We start from the raw sequence: 22,486 nt of genomic DNA, 5'->3' as shown, positions 1-22,486 counted from the left end.
CATGCAGGCCGTTCTTACGCTCACCCGCTCCATGCTGCGGCACCGGAAGCTGCAAAACGCTTTTACCGCCCTGCTCCTGCTGCTGTCGGCGCTGCTGCTCGGCACGGCGCTGACCGTTCTGCTGAATACCGGCAGCCTGTTCGAGAACGCGCATCGGGAAAGCCGCGGCTCCCAGCAGATCCTGACGCTGGAGAACGGGCTGCACGATCCCGAATTCGTGCACGATTGGTGGAGCGGCCGGCAGGGCGTACAAGCCTCCAAGCTGCTGCCCTACAAATCGCTGGCGGGGCTGACTCACGAAGGACAGGATCTGTCCAATGTCTACCTCTACATGATGGACACGCCGTCTCCGCCCTTCGGCGTCGACGAGCTGCTCTTCGCAAGCGGGGCTTCGGATGCGTCTTCGCCGGTAGATACCGGCTCCGACATCCAATCGGCCGAAGCGGAATCGGCCGTTCCGGCGCGCTCGGCTCCCCGGCCCGGAACTGTCTGGATTCCGACTTCCCTCGCTTATGCCAACGGAATACAAACGGGCGACCGACTCGGATTCCGCGCCGAAGGCCGTTCGTTCGAGCTCGAAGTTGCCGCGATCGTCGTCGACGTGCCGTACGGAGCGCCGTTTACGACGAGCGCGCGCATCTGGATGAACGACGGCGATTATGCGCGCGAGCTGGCGGGGATCGAAGGCGGCGACCGTTACATGATGGGACTGCGCTTCGACGATTACTCGCGGCAGGCGGAATACTGGGAATCGTTCGAGCAGGCGCTCGGCTCGCCTTATCTGGAATCGCGGATGGATTTCGGCGAAATCTCCGCGTTCTACCTGATTCTGGGCCGGGTGATCGGCTTCGTGATGGTCTTCCTCGGCTGCGTCATGATGGCGATTGCTCTGATTACGATCGGCTTTACCGTCTCCGACGCCCTGCTGACCCGCTACCGGACAATCGGGGTATTGAAGTCGATGGGCATGACTTCGGCGGACATTATGATCGCCTATCTGCTTCAATACGGCATTCTCGCCCTGCCCGCCCTGCTGATCGGCCTGCTGCTCAGCCGGATTCCCGCCTCCGTTATCCTCGGCAATACGATGTCGGTGCTCAAGACCGATTCGGCCTCGTTCCCGCTGCACGGACAGGGCTGGCTGGCGCTGGCCGGACTGCTGCTGCTTCTGTTCGTCCTGCTGTATACCGCGCTTTACGCCGGCAGGACCCGCTCCATTTTGCCCGCGCAGGCAATTCGGTACGGCATGTCCGAACGCGACAGCGGCGGCCGGACACGACGGCCGGACGGCGGGCGCGTCGGTTTCGGCCGCCTGCCAGTCGGCGCGGTTATCGCGATGCGCGGCGTCGCCGGCAATCGCAGGGGATCGGTCTTTATCGCGATTATTGCGCTGGTGTCCGCCGCCGTGCTGTCGTTCGGTCTGCTGCTGCTCACCAGCATCTCCGCGATCGGACAAACGTCGGGACAGTGGGGCTACGACGCTTCGGACCTGGCGGTCAGAGTGGTCGACCGGACCGCTTTCGAGCGCAGCGGGTTCTCCGAAGCGCTGCGTTCCGACTCGCGGATTGCCGCTTACGGCACTTACGGCGATATGCCCGCTTCGCTGCGGCCGGGTGCTTCCGCGTCGCCCGGCACGCTTCCGCTCAATCTGTACGCCGGCATGCTGGACGGCGGCTACGACGAGTTGGGCTACGAAGTGCTGGATGGGCGCAATCCGCTGAACGCGGACGAGATCGCGCTCGGCGTCAACGCCGCGCGTTATGCCGGGACAACTGTGGGCGACCGGATCGAATTGTACGCCCGCGGCGAGAAATACGACTTTACCGTCACGGGAATTTATCAGTCGATCGCCAATATGTCCAATTCCGTACGCTTGACGGCGGACGCTCTGCCGGGCGCTTATTCGCCCGAGTCTCCGGAAGCTTCGGCCGTTTTCGTTACGCTGAACGACAGCGCCGAAGCGGCAGCCGTCGCCGGGGAATGGAACGCGGTCTACGCGGGCGCGCTGTCCGCCGCCACCCAGCAGAGCCTGATCGATTCCGTATTCCGCGAAGTCGTCCGCTCCCTGCTGCCGCTCGGACTGATGGGCGCGCTGTTCCTGGGCGTCACCGCCCTGATTATCTACAGCGTCTGCCGCATCCAGATCCGCAAAGACAGCCGGACCTTCGGCATCTACCGCTCCGTCGGCCTGACCGCGGGCCGTCTTCGCCGCGCGGTTACGCTCGGCACCGCCGTCGTCGCCTGCGCCGGAGTCGCGGCCGGCACGCTGGCCGGCCTGTATCTGCTCCCGCTGCTGCTCGGCCGCGTGCTGTCCGGCTACGGTCTGGTTTCGCTGCCGCTGGAGATCAGCGCGCCCGGCACGGTCGCGGCCGCGCTGCTCAGCATAGCCGCCGCCGCGGCCGGCTGCTGGATTTCTTCGCGCATCGTGGCCCGCACTTCGCCGCGGATTCTGACGGTGGAGTAAAAGCGGCCTATCCTAAACGCGAACGACAGACTCCATTCCCCAGAACAGCACGTCCAGCCGCTTCGTATACGTCAGCAGCGGCTTGCGGCCGGGCAGCTGGATGCCGTGCGATTCCGCAATCGTGTTGGCATTGAGCTGGAGTTCGGCTTCCTGGAGCGGCCAGGGCAGGTGATGGATGACGCAGCGGGAGACTTCGCCGCGTCGCTCGCTCGTATACAGGCAGTAGCGTTCCGTCAGCCAGTGCAGCAGCGTGCCCGGCTCGGCGTGAAAAACGCGCTCCGACAGCGGCCGGTACGAAGCGGAGAACTCCGCTTCGCCGGCCCTGGCGTCGGCGCGCGCGCTCCGGTAACGAATCCATTCCCCGCTGCTTGTCGCCGACATGCGGGCGTTCAGGTACGGCAGGCCCAGCGTCCGGGCCGCTTCGACCGCCGGACGCTTGTTCGCGTCCAGACTGAAGAACAAGATGCCCGGTTTGCCGTCCTGCACGACATACGTGCGGGCGTTCAGCTCCGGGAAACGGCTGACCGGCCACAGCGGCGGAACGCCGCGCAGCCGAAGTCCGGTCACGGTAAAAGGCGACAGGCTGAGCCAGGGCTCGCCTTCCCACAGATCCAGCTGTATGCCTTCGGGGATATAAGGCAGCACGTCTTCCGCCGCTACCGGCCAGTGCGCAAACAGCAGGTCGTTCCAGACCTGCTTCATGATCCACGGGCGATTCGGCAGCGGAAAAGGACGATGTTCCCTGCTGTCCAATATTTTTTTCGGCTTCATTCGTCTCGGCCTTCTTTCTTCCGGCTTTCTCTTTTAACGGCACTTGTTAGCTATGCTTTACCCTTTGTCCCGGCGGAAAATACAGCGATCCATACGCGGCGTTCATACCGAATGCTGCGTATGCGCACCATTTTCCCGGCAAAGCTGACCGATAATAAAGAATTTTGCAAAAGCGCATCATTTCCCGACTTTTTCCGTCCTGGGCGTCTAAAAACGTTCAAAATAATGCGTATTCGCAACAAATCGGCTAATTTGTCTCTTTTTCGATCAAAATGATGCACTCTCGCAATATTCATTTCGTCCGTTTCGTTCCCCCCAGGGCGTTGACCGTTTTAAATAGGACGAGTTGACTCGGCGAATCTTTCCTAAAGCGTGAAAGTTACGATTCGAACGTAAACCTCATATTGAACGCGGTCAATGCAATCGCGGCCTGTCTCAATCATCCAAAAAAAAGAAAAGACATGCAAAAAAGAGGCTGTCCCGCCTGTTTTACGGCTTATGGGACAGCCCCTTTCTATTGAACGCCGTTCGGGCTCCGATTGGACCCTGCTATTCCAAATATCCTTTGAGGATCTTGCTGCGGCTCGGATGTCTCAGCTTGCGCAGCGCTTTGGCTTCGATCTGGCGAATCCGTTCGCGCGTAACGCCGAACTCTTTGCCGACTTCTTCGAGCGTGCGGGCGCGGCCGTCTTCAAGGCCGAAGCGCAGACGCAGCACGTTTTCTTCGCGCTCGGTCAGCGTATCGAGCACTTCTTCGAGCTGTTCGCGCAGCAGGCCCGCTTCCGCGAACTTGGACGGCGCGATCGCTTCTTTATCTTCGATAAAGTCGCCGAGCTTCGAATCTTGTTCGTCGCCGATCGGCGTCTCGATCGAGACCGGGTCCTGGGCGATCTTCATGATGTCGCGAATTTTCTCTTCGGTCATTTCCATCGCTTTGGCCAGTTCTTCGACCGAAGGCTCGCGGCCGAGTTCCTGAAGCATCTGGCGGGAAACTCTCATGAATTTGTTCATCGTTTCAACCATGTGCACCGGAATCCGGATCGTTCTCGCCTGGTCGGCCAGGGCGCGCGTGATCGCCTGACGAATCCACCACGTTGCATACGTACTGAACTTGAAGCCTTTGGTATGATCGAACTTCTCGACGGCTTTGATCAGGCCCATATTGCCTTCTTGGATCAGGTCGAGCAGCATCATGCCGCGGCCGACGTAGCGTCTGGCAATACTGACGACGAGACGCAGGTTCGCCTCGGCCAGTCTGCGCTTGGCTTCTTCGTCTCCTTCTACGATGCGTTCCGCGAGGGAAATCTCTTCATTGGCGGACAGAAGGGGCGTGCGCCCGATCTCCTTCAGGTACATGCGTACGGAGTCGTCGCTTCCCGCTCCGGATAGAACAGCCTCTTCCGGAATCTGAGCGGATTCGGTTTCCAGGTTTCGATCCATATATCGTTTCCCCTTCCAGTATAATTTGAGCTGCGGCGCCTGGTACAAACACGCCGGAACTCCCTAATATTCTCAAGAAAAATCATTTGACAATTAAATGAATCTGTGCTATGATTTTAATATATTTGTTTATAACAACTAAATTACGGACAGCTATTAGTATAACATCTTTTCGGTTGGAAATCAACCGGGAAAGATGTTTTTTATTTGATCGGTTTACGATTAACGTAAACCAGGCCAAAAAGACCGCGCGGTTCCCGGAACCGCGCGGTCTTTTTGGCTTTTTTAAATCGCTCGAAGATATCCCCGCCGTACTTTACGCCGCTTCGATCCGGCGTTCGATCAGCTTGACGATGATTCCGCAGAATACCGCCGCCAGCAGCAGCTCGAACACCAATGCCGGCCACGAGCCGACGAAGCCGGACGATTGAACGATTATGGAATACGGATTCTGTATCCGGGCCCCGAACATCATCATGCCCGCGACCTGCCCGCCGAGAAACCCGTTTTCCACCCACGAGATCGTGCTCCCCAGTATAAAATAAATAAGCACCGCGGCCAGATAACGTCCTTTGAACCGCAGACTTTCCGAGACCGTCATGATCAAAAAGAAGCTGAGCAGCAGGAATATCGTGGTCCAGCCGCCGGACAGCAGCAGCGCAAGCATGCCCGACGCCGAAATATTTTGTACGCCCAGCATTCCGGTATGCATATAGTAAGCGAGTTGAAGCATGCCCAGCACGCCCAAAGCGGCCATAAGCAGAACCCCGTACAGCAGCCCGGCCCCGATAAAATGAAACGTCCGCAGCGGAAGCAGTCTGCGCCCCGCCGAACGAACGCTGCCCAGAAAGCTCTGGCAGACTTTGATAACAACAAGAAGAGCCGCCATGACGTAGGAAAAGATACTGAACACAATCCGCATCTCGTCTTCCGCTCCCCGGTACCGTCCGCCGATCTCGACAAACAGCTGCAGCAGCGCAAGCGCGGCCGCGACGCCCAATATCAGGTACCCGTCTCTTTTCAAATCGTATTTCAGCAGTTTCAGCATTCCGCATACACCTCTTTGAACAGCTGGTCGATACTTTTGCCCGAGTCGATCCGGATCTGCTCCACTTCTTCGTGCAGCACGACGCCTCCGCCTTTGAGCATAACGACCGTATCGAAAATTCTTTCCATATCCGCGACCAGATGAGTCGACACCACGATGGTGCTGTCTTCTTCGTAGAAGTCCATAAGCGCGTTCAAAATATGTTCGCGGCTGACCGGATCGACGCCGCCGATCGGCTCGTCCAGCAGATACAGCGACGCCCGCCGGGACAGCGCAAGCGTGATCTGGAGCCGTTCCTGCATGCCTTTGGACAGAGAGGACGCTTTGTCTTTGCGCGAAAGCTTCATAAAGTCCAGCATCCGCGACGCTTTGCCGGGATCGTAATCGGCGAAGAAGTCCCGCTGAAAATCCAGCGTATCGCCGACCGTCATCCAGGATTCGAATACCGGCTTGTCCGGCATAAACGATACGGATGCTTTGGAGACCGGCCCGGGCTCGTGTCCGGACGCGCGCACCGTGCCGGAATCCGGCCGGGTCAATCCCGAGGCGATGCGCATGAGCGTCGTTTTGCCGCTGCCGTTGCTGCCCAGCAGACCGACGATCCGGCCCGGACCGATCGACAGCGTCACATCCCGCAGCGCGGTGCGTTTGCCGTACGACTTGCTCACCGATTGAAACTCAAGCAGTTGTTCCACGCTTCGTACCTCCCGCTTCGCGTCCGCCGCCGTCGACCGACTCCGCCACGATTTTTACGATATTCTCGCTGTCGAAGCCCAGCTCGCGCATGCCGCCGATAAAGCGCTCCAGCAGTTCGGACGCCATTTCCTTTTTGATGCTCATGATCTTCTCATCCTCGCTTGTCACGAATCGTCCCAGTCCCCGCCGGCTTTCCGCCACGCCTTCGCGCTCGAGTTCCTGAAACGTCCGCTGAATCGTATTGGGATTGATCTTCAGCTCGGAAGCCAGTTCGCGCACCGAAGGAATCTTGTCGCCCGGTCCCAGACTGCCCGTCACGATCTGCAGCTTGATGTAATTCATGATCTGCAAATAAATGGGCAGATTATTGTCGAATTCGATAGTCACGTCTGACGTTCACACCTTTCCGCATGCCGGTCCGTGCGAGGCGCGGCCATCGTCAAGCCACGTCCCGGCGTCTGAACACAGTATACCCCGCGACCAGGAACAGCGCCATGTATACCGCCAGCACGATCAGCGAGAACCCGATCGTCATCCCCGGCAGAGGCGGACCGATTTGGTTGTACACCGCCAGGTCGGCGTTCGGGAACAGCACGTATTTGTAGAAATCTTTGAAAATGATAATGCCGCCGAACATCGTTCCCGTCAGTCCCCCGCCGATCGCCACGCCGGTCGAACGCGTCAGCGTACCGATCGCAAAAGTCAGCGTGACGTACACCAGCGAATAAACAAAACCGTATGCCCCGGCCTGCAGCGCATCCAGCCACTGGGCGCCGGTTCCGCCGAAGCCGAACGCGAAGCCGCCGGCGATATACATCGAAAGCGCCGCGACCAGCGTCATCGCCAGCGTATACAGCAGAGCCGCGATATACTTCGACGTCAGAATCTCGCCGCGGCCGCGCGAACGGATCAGCAGGAATTTGATCGTGCCGTGCGCGTATTCCTGGGCGACGATCCCCGCCGTGCCGACGACCGACAGAATGGTGGCAAACTGCCCCATGCCCGAAGCCGTCATCATCCCCGACAGATAGGAAACCGCCGAATCGACGCCGATGCCGGCAGAGGCATCCGAGAACATACTCGTGATGACGGTTGCGCCCACGCCGATCAGCGCCATCAGGATCGCGGAGACCCAGAAACTTTTCTTTTTGGTCTGTTTCAGCCATTCGTTTTGAATCAATTTGGTCATATTAAGCAATTTGGTTGCCTCCCGTCCACTGCAGGAATTCGTCTTCCAGCGACTTTCTGGTCTCGGCGATCCGGTACACGGTTACGCCGGCGAGCCGCAGCGCGTCGATCAGCGCGGCCATGTCGGCGTCGGCCGCCAGACACGTCACTTCGGATTCCGCTTCGCTTACCCGCTCGAGTTTCACCCGCTCCAACGCTTCGATTGCCCGCCGCGCTTCTTCCGGCTTGTCCACGCGAATCCGCAGCTCGGGCAGATCCGCCGCGCCCGCTTCCCGGCCGCCGAGCTTGCGTTCGGTAACCAGCCGGCCGTTCTGGATCACGACGACCCGGCTGCACATCTGCTCGATCTCGGACAGCAGATGGCTGGAAACGAGAATCGCGATTCCTTCGGAATGCGCGATCTGCTTGAGGTAATCCCGCATTTCGCGGATTCCCGCCGGATCGAGACCGTTGTTCGGCTCGTCCAGAATCAGCAGCTTGGGCCGGTCCAGCAGCGCCTGCGCGATGCCCAGCCGCTGCCGCATGCCGAGCGAATACGTTTTGACTTTCTTTCCCTGCGCTTCCTCCAGCCCCAGCAGTCCGATCACTTCCGCGATCCGCTGATCCGTCACCGAGTCAGTCATGCGCGCCGCCTGCTTGAGATTGTCGAAGCCGCTCATATACGGATAGAATTCCGGGTTCTCGATAATGCCGCCGACTTGTGCGATCGCTTCTTTGAACCGGTCGCGGATACTGCTGCCGGCGACGGTCACGTCGCCTTCGCTCATGCGGATCAGTCCGGTCATCATGCGCATCGCCGTCGTTTTGCCGGCTCCGTTGGGGCCGAGCAGCCCGACGATCTCGCCGCCGCGCACTTCGAACGACAGGCCGTCCACGATCGTTTTCTTCCCGATCCGCTTGGTCACGCCGCTCAGCTTCAGCACGGGCGGATTCGTTTGCTTCAAAGTCATTGCTGTTCCCTCCATGTACTAGTGTTATACTTAAATAGTACACCAATACAATAATACTGTAAACCTCTTTTTCAAAAAATCGCATCCCGCAAAAAGGTCAAGTTTTTTCCGTTTGTCCGTTTATCGGCCCGCAAACGAAAAACGCCCGCTTCTCCGTTAAGAGAAGCGGGCGCGCGCAAGATCGCGGCCGGGCTCAGTTTCCCAGCTCGCCGTCTTTGGACAGCAGGGTCTTGAGCTCTTTCATAAACATATTGATGTCTTTGAACTGCCTGTACACGGAAGCGAAGCGCACGTACGCGACTTCGTCCACCGGATACAGCTCCTGCATGACCTGCTCGCCGATTCCGCGGCTTTCGACTTCCGCCACGGCGGTATTGCGCAGCGAACGCTCGACGCGCGACACGATCGTCTCCAGCTGCTCGACCGATACCGGGCGCTTCTCGCAGGCGCGGATCAGGCCGCGCAGAATCTTGTCGCGGCTGAATTCCTCGCGGCTGCCGTCCTTTTTGATGACGATCAGAGGCGTTTCCTCCACCATCTCGAACGTTGTGAATCTGCGCCCGCAGCTTTCGCACTCGCGCCTTCTGCGAATCGACTTGTTCTCGTTGGCCGGCCTCGAATCGAGCACCCTCGTTCCGCTGTAATCGCAATAAGGGCATTTCAATTCCTTCACTTCCTTTCCACCGCGGCTCCGCTTTGTCGGGCGGACCGGCGGTTCAGAACGTTTCGTAAACCTTCGTATATTGATTATAATAATAAACCACGCGCTGTACATAGTGCCGGGTCTCGCCGATCGGAATATTTCGCACATTTTCCAGCGTTCCGTCCCACGTTCCGTCCGCCAGCCAGCGGCTCACATTGCCGGGACCGGCGTTGTAAGCGGCGACGACCGCGATCCGGTTGCCGCCGAACTGGTCGGACAAATTGCGCAGATACCAGGTCCCGATGCGGATATTCGTGTCCGGCTCGTGCTTGATATTCTCGGGCGTCGCCTGCGGCAGCTTGCCCGTATCGATCGCCCAGCTCGCCGTATCCGGCATCAGCTGCATCACGCCGAGCGCCCCCACGCGGGATTCTTTGCTCGGTTTGAAGTTCGTCTCCACGCGAATAATGGAAGCGATCAGAAAAGGATCGATATCGTACGATTTCGACTGCACGCGAATCTCTTCCTTGTAATGGATCGGATATACCCAGACCATCCAGCCGCTGTTGAAAAAAAGAACGATCAGCACCAGCACGAACAAAGGCAGCGCAAAGCGCTTTTTCGGTCCGTTTCTTATCTTCATCTTCGCAGGCTCTCCAGCAGCCGGTCCACCTGGCGCTCCGTGTCTTCGGGCGTGCCGGAGTTATCGATCACGAAGTCCGCCCGACGCTTCTTCTCCTCGATATCGAGCTGCGAATGCAGCCGGCTTTCCGCCTGCTCCGGCGCAAGCTTGTCGCGCAGGATCAAACGGGTGAGCTGGAGTTCGCGCGGCACATAGACGACGACCACTTTCTCGTACAGCCCTTCAAGCCCCGATTCGTACAGCAGCGGGATATCGGCGGCCACGATCCCTTGCGGATCGGCGGCTTCATGCGCCTCGACCTGGCGGCGGATCTCGGCGCGGATCGCCGGATGCACGATCGCGTTCAGCGCTTCGCGCTCTTCCGGCCGCCCGAAGATATGCTCCGCCATCCGGCGGCGGTCCAATCCGCCTTCGGGCAGCAGGAACTCCGGTCCGAAGCGCCTGGCGACGGCGGCGAGCAGCGGCTGTCCGGGATTCATCACATCGCGCGCGATCACGTCGGCGTCGACGATCCGCACGCCTTTCGCGGCCAGCAGCCGCGACACCGTGCTTTTGCCGGTCGCGATGCCGCCGGTCAGTCCGATTCTCATGCCTGCGTCCCTCCTTCGCCGGGCTTCTGGCACTGCGGACAGTAATGCGTGCCGCGTCCGCCGACCACGATGCGCTCGATCGGCATGCCGCAGTTGTGGCACGGCTGCCCTTTGCGCCCGTAGATGCGGTGCTGGTCCTGGAACGAGCCGGACTCGCCCTGTCCGTTGACGTAGGACTTGACCGACGAGCCGCCGGCGGCGACCGCTTCGGTCAGAATATCGACGATGCAGCGGTGCAGCCGCCGCAGCTCGTCTTCCGTCAGGCCGCCCGCCGCCCGTTCGGGATGCAGCCCGGCGCGAAACAGCGTTTCGTCGACATAGATATTGCCGATGCCGGCCACGACTTCCTGGTTGAGCAGCACGGTCTTGAGGCGGGTCTTCTTGCCCGCCAGCTTCCCGCCGAGCGCTTCCGGCGTAAAGCTCTCGGCCAGCGGCTCCAGGCCCAGCTTGTGCAGCGGCGCGCCCGCGAATTCTTCGCCGGACGGCAGCAGGTCCATCGTCCCGAACTGCCGCACGTCGCGGTAGCGCAGCTCCGTGCCGTCGGTAAAGTGGAAAATGACATGCGTATGCTTCTCGACCGGATCGTCCGAGTCGTATACGCCGTAGCGCCCTTCCATGCGCAGATGGGACACGATCACCCAGCCGTCCAGGTTGAAGCGCAGAAACTTGCCGCTGCGCTCGATCGAGGATATCGTATGGCCTTCGAGCAGCGCCGCGAACAGCGCCGGATCGTCCGGACGCCGGACAATCCGCGGCAGCGATACGGTGACGCGCTCGATCGTTTTGCCGGCGACCAGTTTATTCAATGTGCGTTTGACGGTTTCGACTTCGGGTAATTCCGGCATGCTTGAATCAACCTTTCTTGGTTTACTTCGCTTCGTACCAGTTGGCGCCGAAGCTCACGTCCGCTTTGAGCGGCACAGACAGCTTCAGCGCGCTTTCCATCGTTTCCGGGACGAGCTTCTTCATCAGTTCCAGCTCGTCTTCCGGCACTTCGAAGACCAGTTCGTCATGTACCTGGAGCAGCATGCGGCTCCGGAGCTTGCGCTCGGCGAGCGCGGTTTCCACATGGACCATGGCCAGCTTGATAATATCGGCGGCCGTGCCCTGGATCGGCGTATTCATCGCCGTGCGCTCGGCGAACGAACGCTGCGCGAAGTTTTTGGCGTGAATCTCCGGCAGATAGCGCCGGCGTTCCAGCATCGTTTTGACGTAACCGTCTTTTTGCGCCTGCTCGACGATATCGTGCATATACTGCTGCACGCCTTTGAATACGGCAAAATACTGTTCGATAAAATCGGCCGCCTGCGCTCTGGGAATCCCGAGATTCTGCGACAGTCCGTAGTCGCTGATCCCGTATACGATTCCGAAATTGACGGCTTTCGCCGAGCGGCGCATATTGCTGTCCACCTGCTCTTTGCTTACGCCGAATACGTCCATCGCCGTTTTCGTATGAATATCCATATCGTGCAGGAACGCATCTTTGAGTCCCGCGTCGTCGGAAATATGCGCCAGCACCCGCAGCTCGATCTGCGAATAGTCGGCGGCCAGGATCGTCCAGCCCGGCTGCGACGGCACGAACGCTTTGCGGATCTTGCGCCCTTCTTCCAGCCGGATCGGGATATTCTGCAAATTCGGGTACTGGCTGCTCAGCCGCCCGGTGGCGGTCAGCGCCTGGCGGTAATACGTATGCACTTTGCCCGTTTCCGGGCGGATTTCCTTGAGCAGTCCTTCGATATAAGTCGATTGCAGCTTCGCCAGCTGGCGGTACTGCAAAATAATGCGTACGATTTCGTGCCGCGGCGCAAGCTCTTCCAGCACTTTGGCGTCGGTGGAGTACCCGGTTTTGGTTTTCTTTTTGGCCGGAAGTCCCAGCTTGTCGAACAGGATCTCGCCGAGCTGGCGGGTGGAATTGATATTGAATTCCGTCCCGGCGTGAGCGTAGATCTCCGACTGCAGCCGGTCGATTTCGACTTCGAATTCCCGGCCCAGCGATTGCAGATCTTCCGGATTGACGGCGATGCCCCGCTTCTCCATATCGGCCAGGATGCGCGACAGCGGCATCTCCAGCTCGAAGAACAGCGGATTCATCTCGAAGCTGTCCAGCAGTTCCCGCTGCTTCGGAATAATGGCTTCGATCGCTTCGGCTTTGCGCGCCGCGTGGGCGCCCAGCGTTTCCGCGTCCGGCCAGGAGAACTTCGCGCCGCGCCCGAATACTTCTTCGTCCTCGGCCAATGCCGGCAGCTCGTATTTGGCCGCGAGACCGCTGACGGTGGTCGCCGTTTCCGTCGGATCGATCAGGTAAGCCGCTAGCTGGACGTCGAACGCCGCTCCCGCGAACGAAATGCCGTGCCAGTGCAGCGCCAGATCGGCGCGGTGCAGGTCGTAGCCGTTCTTGGGCGCGGCAGGGTTTTCCAGCCAGTCGAGAATCGGGCCGGCTTTGGGCGACTTGAGCAGTTCGAACGGGATAAAGTCGTAGCGCCCGCCGCCGCAGAGCATCAGCCCGGCCACTTCCGCGTGATGCGGATTGTCGCCGCGGCTCTCCACCTGGAGCACGGTCACGCCGGCCAGCGCGTCGGCCACGCCGCCCAGCGCGTCTTCGTCCGCGATGCGCACATCGAGCGCCGGACGATCGTCTTCTTCGGGCTCGAACGGCGCAAACGGATCTTCGTCTTCGTCCGCTCCGCCTTCTCCGCCGCTCGCGTAGGGAATCTTCTCGATCAGCGAAGTGAACTGCAGCTCGCGCAGCACCGGCAGCGCCGCATTCCGGTCCGCTCCTGCGTAAGCCAGGTCGTCCCATTCCAGCGGCAGCGGCACGTCGCGGAATATAGTCGCCAATTTTTTGCTCAATTCGGCGCTGTCTTTGTTTTCTTCCACGCGCTCTTTGAGTTTGCCTTTGAGCTGATCCGTATTGTCCAGCAGGTTCTCGACGCTGCCGTATTCGTGCAGCAGCTTGAGCGCCGTTTTCTCGCCGACGCCCGGCACGCCCGGAATATTGTCGGACGAATCGCCCATCAGTCCTTTGAGGTCGATAATCTGCGCCGGGGTCAGCCCGTAACGTTCCATAATCTGCTCCGGCCCGTGCGGCAGCACATCGCCCACGCCTTTGCCTTTGATCAGATTGATCGTCACATGCTCGGAAGCAAGCTGGAGCACGTCCTGGTCGCCGCTGACGATCACGGCGTTTCTCTTCGCCTCGTCCGCCTGCTTCGCCAGCGTGCCGAGAATATCGTCCGCTTCGTAATTCGCCAGTTCGAACTGCTTGATGCCGAGCGCTTCGATCAGTTCTTTGAGCAGCGGAAACTGCGTCGTCAGCTCCGGCGGCGTCTTCTGCCGGCCCGCTTTGTATTCGCCGTACGTTTCGTGGCGGAACGTGACCTTGCCCGCGTCGAACGCGACCAGCACATGCGTCGGCTTCTCGTCCTGCAGCAGGCGCAGCAGCATCAGCATAAATCCGTATACCGCGTTGGTCGGCCGTCCGTCCGTCGTTTGCAGGGGACTTGTAATCCCGTAAAAAGCCCGGTAAATCAGGTTATTGCCGTCGAGCATCATCAATTTATCCATAAACAACCTCCGCGTGGGTGAAATCTTGCTTCTCCAAACAGCTCGCTCTTCGAACTTCTTCGTTTCTCTATGATACCATCAAACGCCGAAAAAGCCGAACCCCGCTTGAGCGGAATCCGGCCCGAAAAGCCCCCGGTCCGTACCGGGACCGTCATGCCCGTTCAAACGGCTTTGCCGCTTCGGCGGCCGCCGCCTCTACCCTTTAAAATTGTCCTGCGCCGCGCCGGTGCTTTCCGCTTTATCGCGCCCCTGCTGCTTGTTCGGCTCAGGCCGGCCGCCGGACCGCATATTCATGTTGAGGATATCGCTGGTCAGCCCCCGCCGCTTCAGCCACCAGTAGGTCGCGCCCGTCGTAGCCAGAATCAGGGCCAGCGAAAACACGTAACCGAGCGGCCAGTCGAGTTCGGGCATATACTTGAAGTTCATGCCCCAGATCGCGCCGAGCGCGGTCGTCGGCGTCAGCAGCACGGTATACACGGTCAGCGCCTTCATGATATCGTTCGAGCGGTAATTCGTAATATTCTCGTCCACCCGCAGCAGCGAATCGATCTCGTCGTCGTATTCTTTTTGCAGCATGTCGATCCGTTTGAGCCGAAGTTCGAGAATATGCATGCACTCCGAGTCTTCCACGTCCTCGCGGAACGTTTCTTCGGCGGAGAAGTGCATTTCTTTGATCGGAATGATCTGCGCGTTCCAGTACGTCAGGTCGTTGCGCAGGTCGATCGTTTTCTTCAATACGAAACGGTCGTTGCGCGTGCGCATCTCTTCTTCCAGCGCGTGCAGATTCTGCTCGAACGAATCGGACTGGACGAAGAAAAATTCAAGAATCTCGCTCAGCAGCACCAGCAGGGCGTCGATCGGCGAGCGGCAGTCCAGCATCGCGCCCTGCAGCCCGCCCCGGTCGGTGCGCGTCAGCACGATATCGGTTCCGCCGATCAGGATCAGCTTGTCCCGCGAAACGAAATAATGCAGCAGCAGCGTGTTGTCGCGCTTGTCCGGAGCCATATCGAGCGCCAGCGTGCCGTTCAGCACGCTTTCGGCGTTATGCCGGGCAATCGCCAGCGTCCGGTTGCGGGTGCGGGCCGTAATGTCTCCCAGCCATTTGGCGATATCGCCGTCCCCGTCGAAGTCCGGCTGTTCTTTCGCTTCGGCGTAATTCGCAAAGTCGTACCACGCCCACCGGCGATCCTCGGTTTCTTCTCCCTCCCGGTCCTGCCTGGCATGAATCATCGGCTGCTTGGTCATGCGATCCGTTCCTTCCTTACGGGAATAGGGACTTCGCGCCCCTGTCGGTCATGTTTTCTATTTACCCATTTAGGAGGCGTGCGCAAACGCTCGCCGGGCTCCGCTTCTTTAAACGACGAAAACCCGCTGCCGTCCGGCCGGAAAAGGCCGAAAGCGAAGCGGGTCGAGCCGGTAAAGCTTACAATCGGAGCGGACGGCGAAGCGGCTCCGGCGCGTATCGGCTGTTTGCCGGGCTCAGGAATTCAGATCGGGACGGCGGCCGGTTACGAGGAAGACGACGTTCTCGCCGATGTTGGTCGCGTGGTCGCCGATCCGTTCGATATAGCGGCCGACCATTTGCAGCAGCATCATCTGCGGCGCGTCTTCCGGGTTCTCCAGCAGCAGCGAATACAGCTCGCGCAGCATGGAACCGTACAGGCCGTCGATCTCGTCGTCGTCTTTGGCCATTTTGTAAGCCAGATCGGTATTCTCGTCCATGTACGAACGAATCGATTCCGAGATCATGGTGGAAGCCAGTTCGGCCATCTGCGGAATATCGACCAGCGGCTTGACCGGATTCTGTCCGTCCAGGCGCACGGTGACTTTGGCGATATCGCGGGCCAGGTCGCCCATCCGCTCCAGATCGCTGGAGATCTTGAACGCGACGATAATGCGGCGCAGGTCTTTGGCAACCGGCTGCTGCGTGATAATGAGCTGCGAGCCCAGTTCGAGAATCTGCTCTTCCAGCACGTTCAGCTCGCCGTCGCGGCGGATGACTTCTTCGGCTTTGATCATATCGGCCGTCTTGAGCGACTCGACCGCTTCTCTGAGCGCCTCGTCCATGCGGGTCCCCATCTTGATCAGCAGCTCGCGGAGCTGGTTTAATCCTTGATCGAAATCGTGTCTGCGAACCATGCGAAACGACTCTCCTTTATTTTCCGTTATTAGCCGAACCGGCCGGAAATGTAATCTTCGGTGCGCGAATCTTCCGGCGTGGAAAATAAAGTTTTCGTCTCCGCCGCTTCGATGACTTCTCCATTGAGGAAAAACACGGTTTTGTCCGATACCCGCGCCGCCTGGTGCATATTGTGCGTCACCATGACGATCGTGTAGCGGTGTTTGATTTCGCGAACCAGCTCTTCGATCTTCGCCGTCGAGATCGGGTCGAGCGCCGACGTGGATTCGTCCATCAGCAGCACGTCCGGCTTGACCGCCAGCGCCCGCGCGATGCACAAACGCTGCTGCTGGCCGCCGGACAGCCCGAGCGCGGAGCGCTTCAGCAGGTCTTTGACTTCTTCCCACAGCGCCGCCTGCTTCAAGCTTTCTTCGACGATGGCGTCGAGTTCTTCTTTTTTGCCGATGCCTTTGAGTCGCGGCCCGTAAGCCACGTTCTCGTAAATGGACTTCGGAAAAGGATTCGGCTGCTGAAACACCATGCCGACGCGTTTGCGCAGCGACTCCACTTCAGTGTTTTTATCGTAAATATCGGTTCCGCCGAGCGCGACCAACCCTTCGATGCGAGTGCCCGCGATCTGGTCGTTCATGCGGTTGAGCGTGCGGAGCAGCGTCGATTTGCCGCAGCCGGACGGTCCGATAAAAGCGGTCGCCGCTTTCTCGGGAATATCGAGATTGACGCTTTTGAGGGCGTGAAACTGCTCGTAGTACAGATCCAGGTTTTCGGTACGGATAATGGGTTCCATTATTTTTGAGTCTCCTTCGCGGTTCTCCTCCAGGCAGTATAGCTTCGGAATGTTAAGCCGGATAAGAAGAAATGTAAACGCTGGGTAAAATGTGTGCGGACGGCGAACAGGCCGGCTTGTCGGGCCGGCCGTTTAGCGGCGGGAAAATCCTATTCGTAAAAGCCGGGGGCTGCGGGAGAAATTCGTTCCGGTCGCGTGTTGAAATCGGGAAGAAGGATTAGATTATAGGTGGAATCTTCCCGATTTCAAAGGCGAACACTATCAGCATATGCTTCCGAGGTAACTTTCTTCGAAAGTTTGTACCTGCACTGAATTTTCCTCTCCGCTTGTCGGCTTTTTTACAGGATCAAATTCCCGCCGCTATGGGCCGGCGGGAAAAGCCGGCCCATTCTAGTTAGAAGGGGCGGAGGGAATCTTCCAAAGCGCCGCGGACGGTTTGGACTTCGCGGACGGCTTCTTCGGTCAAGCCGAAGGTGCGGCGGCCGCTTTCTTCGGAGCGGCGGGCGGAAGAAGAAACTTCGAGGAAGCCTTCGTCGGCGGCTTCCATGCGTTCGGACGCGCTGCGGATGCGCGTCTCGGCTTCTTCCATGCCGCGGGCGGCGCCGAGGCTCAGGGCGTTCATGCGCGACAGCAGGCTCTCGATCTCGCCGGAGAGGGTGCGGGTGGATTCGGCCAGCGCGCGGACTTCGCCGGCGACCACGGCGAAGCCGCGGCCCGCTTCGCCGGCCCGGGCGGCTTCGATCGAGGCGTTCAGCGCAAGCAGCGAGCTGGTGCCGGCGATGCCGCGCACTTCGCCGATGGCCTGCGCGATGTCTTTGGCGCAGGCCAGCATGTCCCGGATCGCGCCGTGCTGATGCGCGATCGCGCCGGAGACTTCGGCGAACGCCCGGCCGGCGTCGGCCAGCGCCAGGCGCCCTTCTTCGGTGCGCCCGCTCATGCGCGCCGATTCTTCCGCGCCGGACCCGGCGGCGTCGTGGATCTGCGCCAGCGATCCGGCGATGGAGCCGAGCATGCCGCGGCTGCCGGCGATCAGCTCGCGGCGATGCCCGGCCGCCCGCTCCTGGAGATCGCGCGACAAACGGATGAGGTCGCGCACGGTCAGCACGCCGGAGAAACGGCCGGCGTCGGTGAGGACCACGCAGTCCCCGAACGATTCTTCGCCGCGCGCAAGAGCGGTATCGAGCAGTTCGCCGGGTTCGGTGTCCGTTTCGGTCGTCAGCAAAGAAGCGCCGGCCGCTTCGGCGACCGGGCGATCGTAGAACAGCTCCGGCGCGAAGCGGCCGGTCAGCTTGCGGTAGAACGCGTCGCGCATCAGCAGAAGCAGCGGAAGGCCGTCTTCCGCGCATACGACGACGCACGGAGCCTGCGGCGCATGCTTGAACACCTGCAGCGCTTCGAAGCAGGTCAGCTCCGGCCCGATAACCGGAGCTTCGCGCCTGTAATCGGCGAGCGACGGCTCCGGCCGTTCGACGCCGGCCGCCGCGGCTTCGGGAGCCTGCGGACTTTCGCCGCTTTCGCGGCTCTCCGTCAGTTCCAGCAGCGGCTTCAATGCCCGCTCGAGCGCGGCGGACGAATCGCCGTCGGCCGCTTTTATAGCGGCGGCTTTCTTGCCGGCGGAGCTTTCCGGCAGGCCGGGGACTCCCTTTTCCCCGGCCCGCCGGTCCGCCCGCGGTGCGATTTGCCCGTCCGTTTGTGCCGCTGGCTCCGGCCTGCGCATACGTTCCGCCTCCTCCGCCCGTTCGATTTCCCGTCGGCCGACTTCCTTGTCCGATTCCGGCGCTTCGCTTTCCGTCCGTTCTTTTTCGATCGTAACCGTTCCCGGCATCCCCATTCTCCTTCGTCCCCTTTTTTCTATACTGTAATCCTTCCCTGTACGACGGAGATTAGCGGGACGTAAAGCCCGGGTAAAAAGACGCAAAAAGACTCCAGCTTCCTCAAAGGGAAGGTCTGGAGTCCGCTTTGGCCTGAGCCACTACCAATTTATAACCGACGCCGCGAATGGAATCGATATGCACCGAGCCGGGATCGAGTTCCAGCTTTTTGCGCAGCGAGCTGACGTGCACGTCCACCGTGCGCTGTCCGCCGATATAGTCGAAGCCCCATACCGCGTTCATCAGATCGTCCCGCGTCATGACGACGCCGGGCTTGCGCGCCAGATACAGCAGCACTTCGAATTCTTTGGGCCGCAGATTGATCGGCTGCTGGCCGAGCATCACTTCGTATTTGTCCGGGAAGATCGTCAGTTCGCCGAGCGCGATCTTCGACTCCGACGAAGCCGGAACGGCGTATTCCGCTTCTTCGCCCGATGTCCGCCGGATCACCGCTCCGACGCGCGCCAGCATTTCCGACACGCCGAACGGCTTGGTAATATAATCGTCCGCGCCGAGTTTCAGCCCCTGCACGATATCTTCTTCCGCGTTCTTGGCGGTCAGAATCACAATCGGCGTCTTGACGCCGGAATTCCGCAGCTTCTCCAGAATTTCGATTCCGCTCATGCCGGGCAGCATCAAGTCCAGCAGGATCAGATCGAAAGCTTCCCTGCGCGCCCGCTCGTATCCGCTCGTTCCGTGTTCTTCCAGCACCACTTCGTAGCCGTCCTGCGACAGATTGTACGAAATCAGGCGGGACAGCGTCGGCTCGTCTTCGATGACGAGCAGTTTCCTAGCCATTGGATCGATCCTCCATTTCTTCAACTCGCTTTAACCTTCATCAGCATATCACGGCATTGTTAACGCTGTGTAAAACTTTCTACGGATTTTCCTGGAGGATGGGAAGTTCGATCGTAAACGTGCTTCCTTCGCCCGGACGGCTTTCGACAAAGATCACGCCCCGGTGCAGCTCGACCAGATGCTTGACGATGGACAGGCCGAGCCCCGTGCCGCCGGAACTGCGCGAACGCGCTTTGTCCACCCGATAGAAGCGTTCGAAGATGCGCGGCAGGTCTTTCTTCGGAATTCCGATGCCGTTGTCGGCGATCGCGAAGCGGATGCGCTCTTCTCCTTCTTCATCGGCAAACTCTTCCGCCCGCAGCAGCACGCGTCCGCCTTCGAGCGTGTAATTGACCGCGTTGGCGACCAGGTTGATGAAGATCTGGCGCAGACGGTCCTCGTCCGCTTCGATAAACAGTTCTTCCGGCACGTCGAGCCTCAGCTCGATGCGTCTTTGATCCGCCGTTCCCTGAATCATGTCGCAGACCGAGCGGAAAAAGCTCAGCACATGCACCGGGGAGTAATCGAGCGGGATGCGGCGCGACTCGATCTTGGACAGATCGAGAATATCGCCGATCAGCCGGTTCAGCCGGTCGCCTTCGTCGTAGATGATCTTCAGAAACGACTTTGCGGTTTCTTCGTCCTGCACGCCGCCGGCCAGCAGCGTTTCCGCGAACCCCTGGACCGCGGCGACCGGCGTCTTGAGCTCGTGCGAGACGTTGGCGACGAACTCGCTGCGCATTTTCTCCAGCCGGCGGATATCCGTGACGTCCTGGAACAGGAACAGCATGCCGTGATACGCTTCGTCGCCCGCCGTCATCGGCACGCCGTCCAGCGAGATCAGTCGTTCTTCCGGTACGAACAGCGTCAGCTCGTCGTGCATCCGGCTTTTTCCGCGCAGCCCTTCCTGGACGAACCGGCTCAGCTCGTAGAACCGTTTCAGCTCGCCGTAAGGCTTCCCGACGAACCGGTCCGACCGGATGCCGAGCATCCGCTCCGCCTGGCGGTTGACCAGCCCGATCCGCTCTTCTTCGTCGATCATCAGAATGCCGCCCGTCATATTGTCGAGCACGCTTTGCAGCAGGCTTTCGTTGTCGCGAATCGTATGCATCTGCGCCTGCAAACTGTCGGCCATATTGTCGATCGAAGCGCCGAGCTGCCCGACTTCGTCGCGCCGCATCGGGCCGACCCGCGCATCGTAATCGAGCTTCGAGATCCGGTTGGCCGTATCCATGATGTGCTCGATCGGCCTGGTCAGCCCGCGCGCGATGCGATAGCTGACCGCGGCCGCGATCAGGAACAGCACGGCCAGCGCGCTCGCCATAATGATCCAGCCGCGCCGCAGCCCTTCTTCGACGATCGCAAGGCTCATGGACAGCCGGATATATCCGTCGAAGCCGCCGGACGATTGAATCGGCGCGGCCACGTACAGCATATCCCGGCCCAGCGTGTCGCTGTAGCGCACCGCATGGCCCGGACTGCCGGGAGAAGAAGTGCGGATTTCCTGGCGGTCCAGGTGGTTGTCCATCAAAGCGGGGTCGCTCAGCGAATCGCCGACGACGCGCCCGTCCCGGGCGATAAACGTCACGCGGGAATCGGTCAGCGTCCCCAGCCGCTTCGCTTCCTGCGCGAATACCGCCGGGAAAGCTTCGCCCGCCGCCGGCGCCGCGGGAAGTTCCAGCAGGTCTTCGAGCAGGCTGATCTCGCGGCCCATGTATTCTTCCAGCGAGCGGATATGCGAGTCTTTGAACACTTTGGCCATCGTCAGTCCTGCCGCCAGAACGGACACGCCGATCAGCAGCATCAGAATCAGGGTCAGGCGGGTACGAAACGGCTTCATCGAGGCAACCTCTCTTTCATCCGATACGGGCCCACGCGCTGCAAAATAAACTGGTGCAGCGTAGCCAGCGGCTGTTGAATCAAAATGGCGAGCACGACCGGAACGGCCGTCTGCGGCGAAAAGTAACCCAGCGCGAGCACGAGCCCCAGCGAGTTATTACGCATGCCGGCCGCGAACGAGACCGTGATCGGCAGGTCCGGCGTACGCTTTTTCAACAAATACGGACTGTAGTAGCCCAGCAGGTAGCCGATCGCCACAAGCAGCAGCACGGCCGGAATCACCGCCCCCAGATCGCCGCGCAGCTCGTAGGCGTACGGAGCGATGCCCGCCGCGTTGAGCAGGATCACCAGCATGAAGAAAATCTTCGAGACCGGCAGCAGCACCGGCGCGGCTTTTTCTTTGAACCGGCCGCCCGAGCGCTCGTACACGATCACCCCGATCGCCGTCGGCGCGACGACCATCAGCAGAAGATCGCGCATCATGTGCACGGTATCGAACGTCAGCTCCGCGCCGAAGAACAGCTGGATCAATCCCGGCACGACGATCGGGCTGAGCGCCGAATCCAGCAGCACCATCGCCAGTCCCAGCGCCATGCTGCCGCCGGCCAGCTCGATCCACAGCACCGATGAGACGCCGAGCGGAATCACGGTGAACAGCACCAGCCCGATCGTATACGGCGACGAAGCGCCGAACGCCGCGCTGCCGAGACCGAACGCCGCAAGCGGCGCGATGACGTGGCACAGAACCAGCGTCAGCACGATCGGCAGCGGACGGGAGAATACCTGCTTCAGATGGCCGCGGCCGCAGCCCACGCCCATAACGAAGGTGATATAGGCGAACAAATACGGAATCGCCGGCACGAACGGGAGCAGCGGCTTCGAGATTAGCAGGCCGAGCACCAGCAGCGTCGGCGTGATCCAGAACATGCCGCCGTCCACCCAGCGGCTGAATGCCAGCGCGCGTTCCCTCATCGCCCGAACGGGCGGGATTTGTGTGTCTTGAGCTTCGCAAATTCGA

Annotated in this window: 20 protein-coding genes; 1 reads left to right on the top strand and 19 read right to left on the bottom strand. The window is 60.2% G+C overall.

The features are described 5' to 3' along the window. Position 1: 1 nt before the first annotated feature. On the top strand, positions 2–2,464 hold the full coding sequence (locus QWJ34_RS03795; RefSeq protein WP_302725708.1) for an ABC transporter permease: 2,463 nt from the start codon (positions 2–4) through the stop codon (positions 2,462–2,464). A gap of 12 nt (positions 2,465–2,476) precedes the next feature. Here QWJ34_RS03795 and QWJ34_RS03790 read toward each other — a convergent pair whose 3' ends face one another. From QWJ34_RS03790 to QWJ34_RS03700, 19 genes are all read right to left on the bottom strand, one after another. After that, positions 2,477–3,235, bottom strand: a complete 759-nt coding sequence (locus tag QWJ34_RS03790; protein WP_302725707.1) for a YqjF family protein — start codon at positions 3,233–3,235, stop codon at positions 2,477–2,479. 549 nt (positions 3,236–3,784) lie between these two features. Beyond that, entirely contained in the window at positions 3,785–4,675 is an 891-nt protein-coding gene (rpoD, locus tag QWJ34_RS03785; protein ID WP_302725706.1) for an RNA polymerase sigma factor RpoD, read from the bottom strand. A 316-nt stretch (positions 4,676–4,991) separates the two neighbouring features. Then, positions 4,992–5,723, bottom strand: coding sequence for a hypothetical protein (locus QWJ34_RS03780; protein ID WP_302725705.1), 732 nt, complete (start codon positions 5,721–5,723; stop codon positions 4,992–4,994). After that, positions 5,717–6,418 (bottom strand): ABC transporter ATP-binding protein, encoded by a 702-nt coding sequence (locus tag QWJ34_RS03775; protein WP_302725704.1) that lies wholly within the window; start codon positions 6,416–6,418, stop codon positions 5,717–5,719. Before QWJ34_RS03775 ends, QWJ34_RS03780 begins: the two co-directional genes overlap by 7 nt. Further along, positions 6,402–6,806 (bottom strand): GntR family transcriptional regulator, encoded by a 405-nt coding sequence (locus QWJ34_RS03770; protein ID WP_302725703.1) that lies wholly within the window; start codon positions 6,804–6,806, stop codon positions 6,402–6,404. Before QWJ34_RS03770 ends, QWJ34_RS03775 begins: the two co-directional genes overlap by 17 nt. Before the next feature lie 52 nt (positions 6,807–6,858). Continuing rightward, a complete protein-coding gene (locus QWJ34_RS03765; RefSeq protein ID WP_302725843.1) occupies positions 6,859–7,608 on the bottom strand; it encodes an ABC transporter permease in 750 nt (249 codons plus the stop codon). A gap of 1 nt (position 7,609) precedes the next feature. Further along, positions 7,610–8,557: an ABC transporter ATP-binding protein gene (locus QWJ34_RS03760; RefSeq protein ID WP_302725702.1), complete on the bottom strand. Its 948-nt coding sequence runs from the start codon at positions 8,555–8,557 to the stop codon at positions 7,610–7,612. 193 nt (positions 8,558–8,750) lie between these two features. Continuing rightward, positions 8,751–9,221: a transcriptional regulator NrdR gene (gene nrdR, locus QWJ34_RS03755; RefSeq protein ID WP_302725701.1), complete on the bottom strand. Its 471-nt coding sequence runs from the start codon at positions 9,219–9,221 to the stop codon at positions 8,751–8,753. Between the two features lie 52 nt (positions 9,222–9,273). Further along, entirely contained in the window at positions 9,274–9,843 is a 570-nt protein-coding gene (locus tag QWJ34_RS03750) for a lytic transglycosylase domain-containing protein (protein ID WP_302725700.1), read from the bottom strand. After that, positions 9,840–10,433 (bottom strand): dephospho-CoA kinase, encoded by a 594-nt coding sequence (coaE, locus tag QWJ34_RS03745; RefSeq protein WP_302725699.1) that lies wholly within the window; start codon positions 10,431–10,433, stop codon positions 9,840–9,842. The genes QWJ34_RS03750 and coaE overlap by 4 nt, the downstream gene beginning before the upstream one ends. Beyond that, the gene (gene mutM / locus QWJ34_RS03740; protein WP_302725698.1) at positions 10,430–11,278 is read right to left on the bottom strand and encodes a DNA-formamidopyrimidine glycosylase; all 849 of its coding nucleotides are present in this window, start codon (positions 11,276–11,278) and stop codon (positions 10,430–10,432) included. The genes coaE and mutM overlap by 4 nt, the downstream gene beginning before the upstream one ends. 22 nt (positions 11,279–11,300) lie before the next feature. Further along, the gene (gene polA, locus QWJ34_RS03735; protein ID WP_302725697.1) at positions 11,301–13,997 is read right to left on the bottom strand and encodes a DNA polymerase I; all 2,697 of its coding nucleotides are present in this window, start codon (positions 13,995–13,997) and stop codon (positions 11,301–11,303) included. Between the two features lie 195 nt (positions 13,998–14,192). Beyond that, positions 14,193–15,242, bottom strand: coding sequence for a magnesium transporter CorA family protein (locus tag QWJ34_RS03730; protein WP_302725696.1), 1,050 nt, complete (start codon positions 15,240–15,242; stop codon positions 14,193–14,195). Positions 15,243–15,476: 234 nt separating this feature from the next. Further along, positions 15,477–16,136 (bottom strand): phosphate signaling complex protein PhoU, encoded by a 660-nt coding sequence (phoU, locus tag QWJ34_RS03725; RefSeq protein WP_302725695.1) that lies wholly within the window; start codon positions 16,134–16,136, stop codon positions 15,477–15,479. A 29-nt stretch (positions 16,137–16,165) separates the two neighbouring features. Continuing rightward, positions 16,166–16,921, bottom strand: coding sequence for a phosphate ABC transporter ATP-binding protein PstB (gene pstB, locus QWJ34_RS03720; protein ID WP_302725694.1), 756 nt, complete (start codon positions 16,919–16,921; stop codon positions 16,166–16,168). Between the two features lie 394 nt (positions 16,922–17,315). Beyond that, positions 17,316–18,746: a methyl-accepting chemotaxis protein gene (locus QWJ34_RS03715; RefSeq protein WP_302725693.1), complete on the bottom strand. Its 1,431-nt coding sequence runs from the start codon at positions 18,744–18,746 to the stop codon at positions 17,316–17,318. Between the two features lie 109 nt (positions 18,747–18,855). After that, positions 18,856–19,590 (bottom strand): response regulator transcription factor, encoded by a 735-nt coding sequence (locus tag QWJ34_RS03710; protein WP_302725692.1) that lies wholly within the window; start codon positions 19,588–19,590, stop codon positions 18,856–18,858. A gap of 79 nt (positions 19,591–19,669) precedes the next feature. Then, positions 19,670–21,469 carry a two-component system histidine kinase PnpS gene (gene pnpS / locus QWJ34_RS03705; RefSeq protein WP_302725691.1) on the bottom strand — a complete coding sequence of 600 codons (1,800 nt, stop codon included), beginning with the start codon at positions 21,467–21,469 and terminating at the stop codon, positions 19,670–19,672. Next, positions 21,466–22,440 carry a bile acid:sodium symporter family protein gene (locus QWJ34_RS03700; protein WP_302725690.1) on the bottom strand — a complete coding sequence of 325 codons (975 nt, stop codon included), beginning with the start codon at positions 22,438–22,440 and terminating at the stop codon, positions 21,466–21,468. The genes pnpS and QWJ34_RS03700 overlap by 4 nt, the downstream gene beginning before the upstream one ends. Between the last annotated feature and the right edge of the window lie 46 nt (positions 22,441–22,486).

Source organism: Saccharibacillus sp. CPCC 101409, assembly GCF_030518235.1.
GTDB lineage: Bacteria > Bacillota > Bacilli > Paenibacillales > Paenibacillaceae > Saccharibacillus.
The sequence above is the reverse complement of the archived record's forward strand: the minus strand, read 5'-3'. Positions and strand labels throughout refer to the sequence as shown.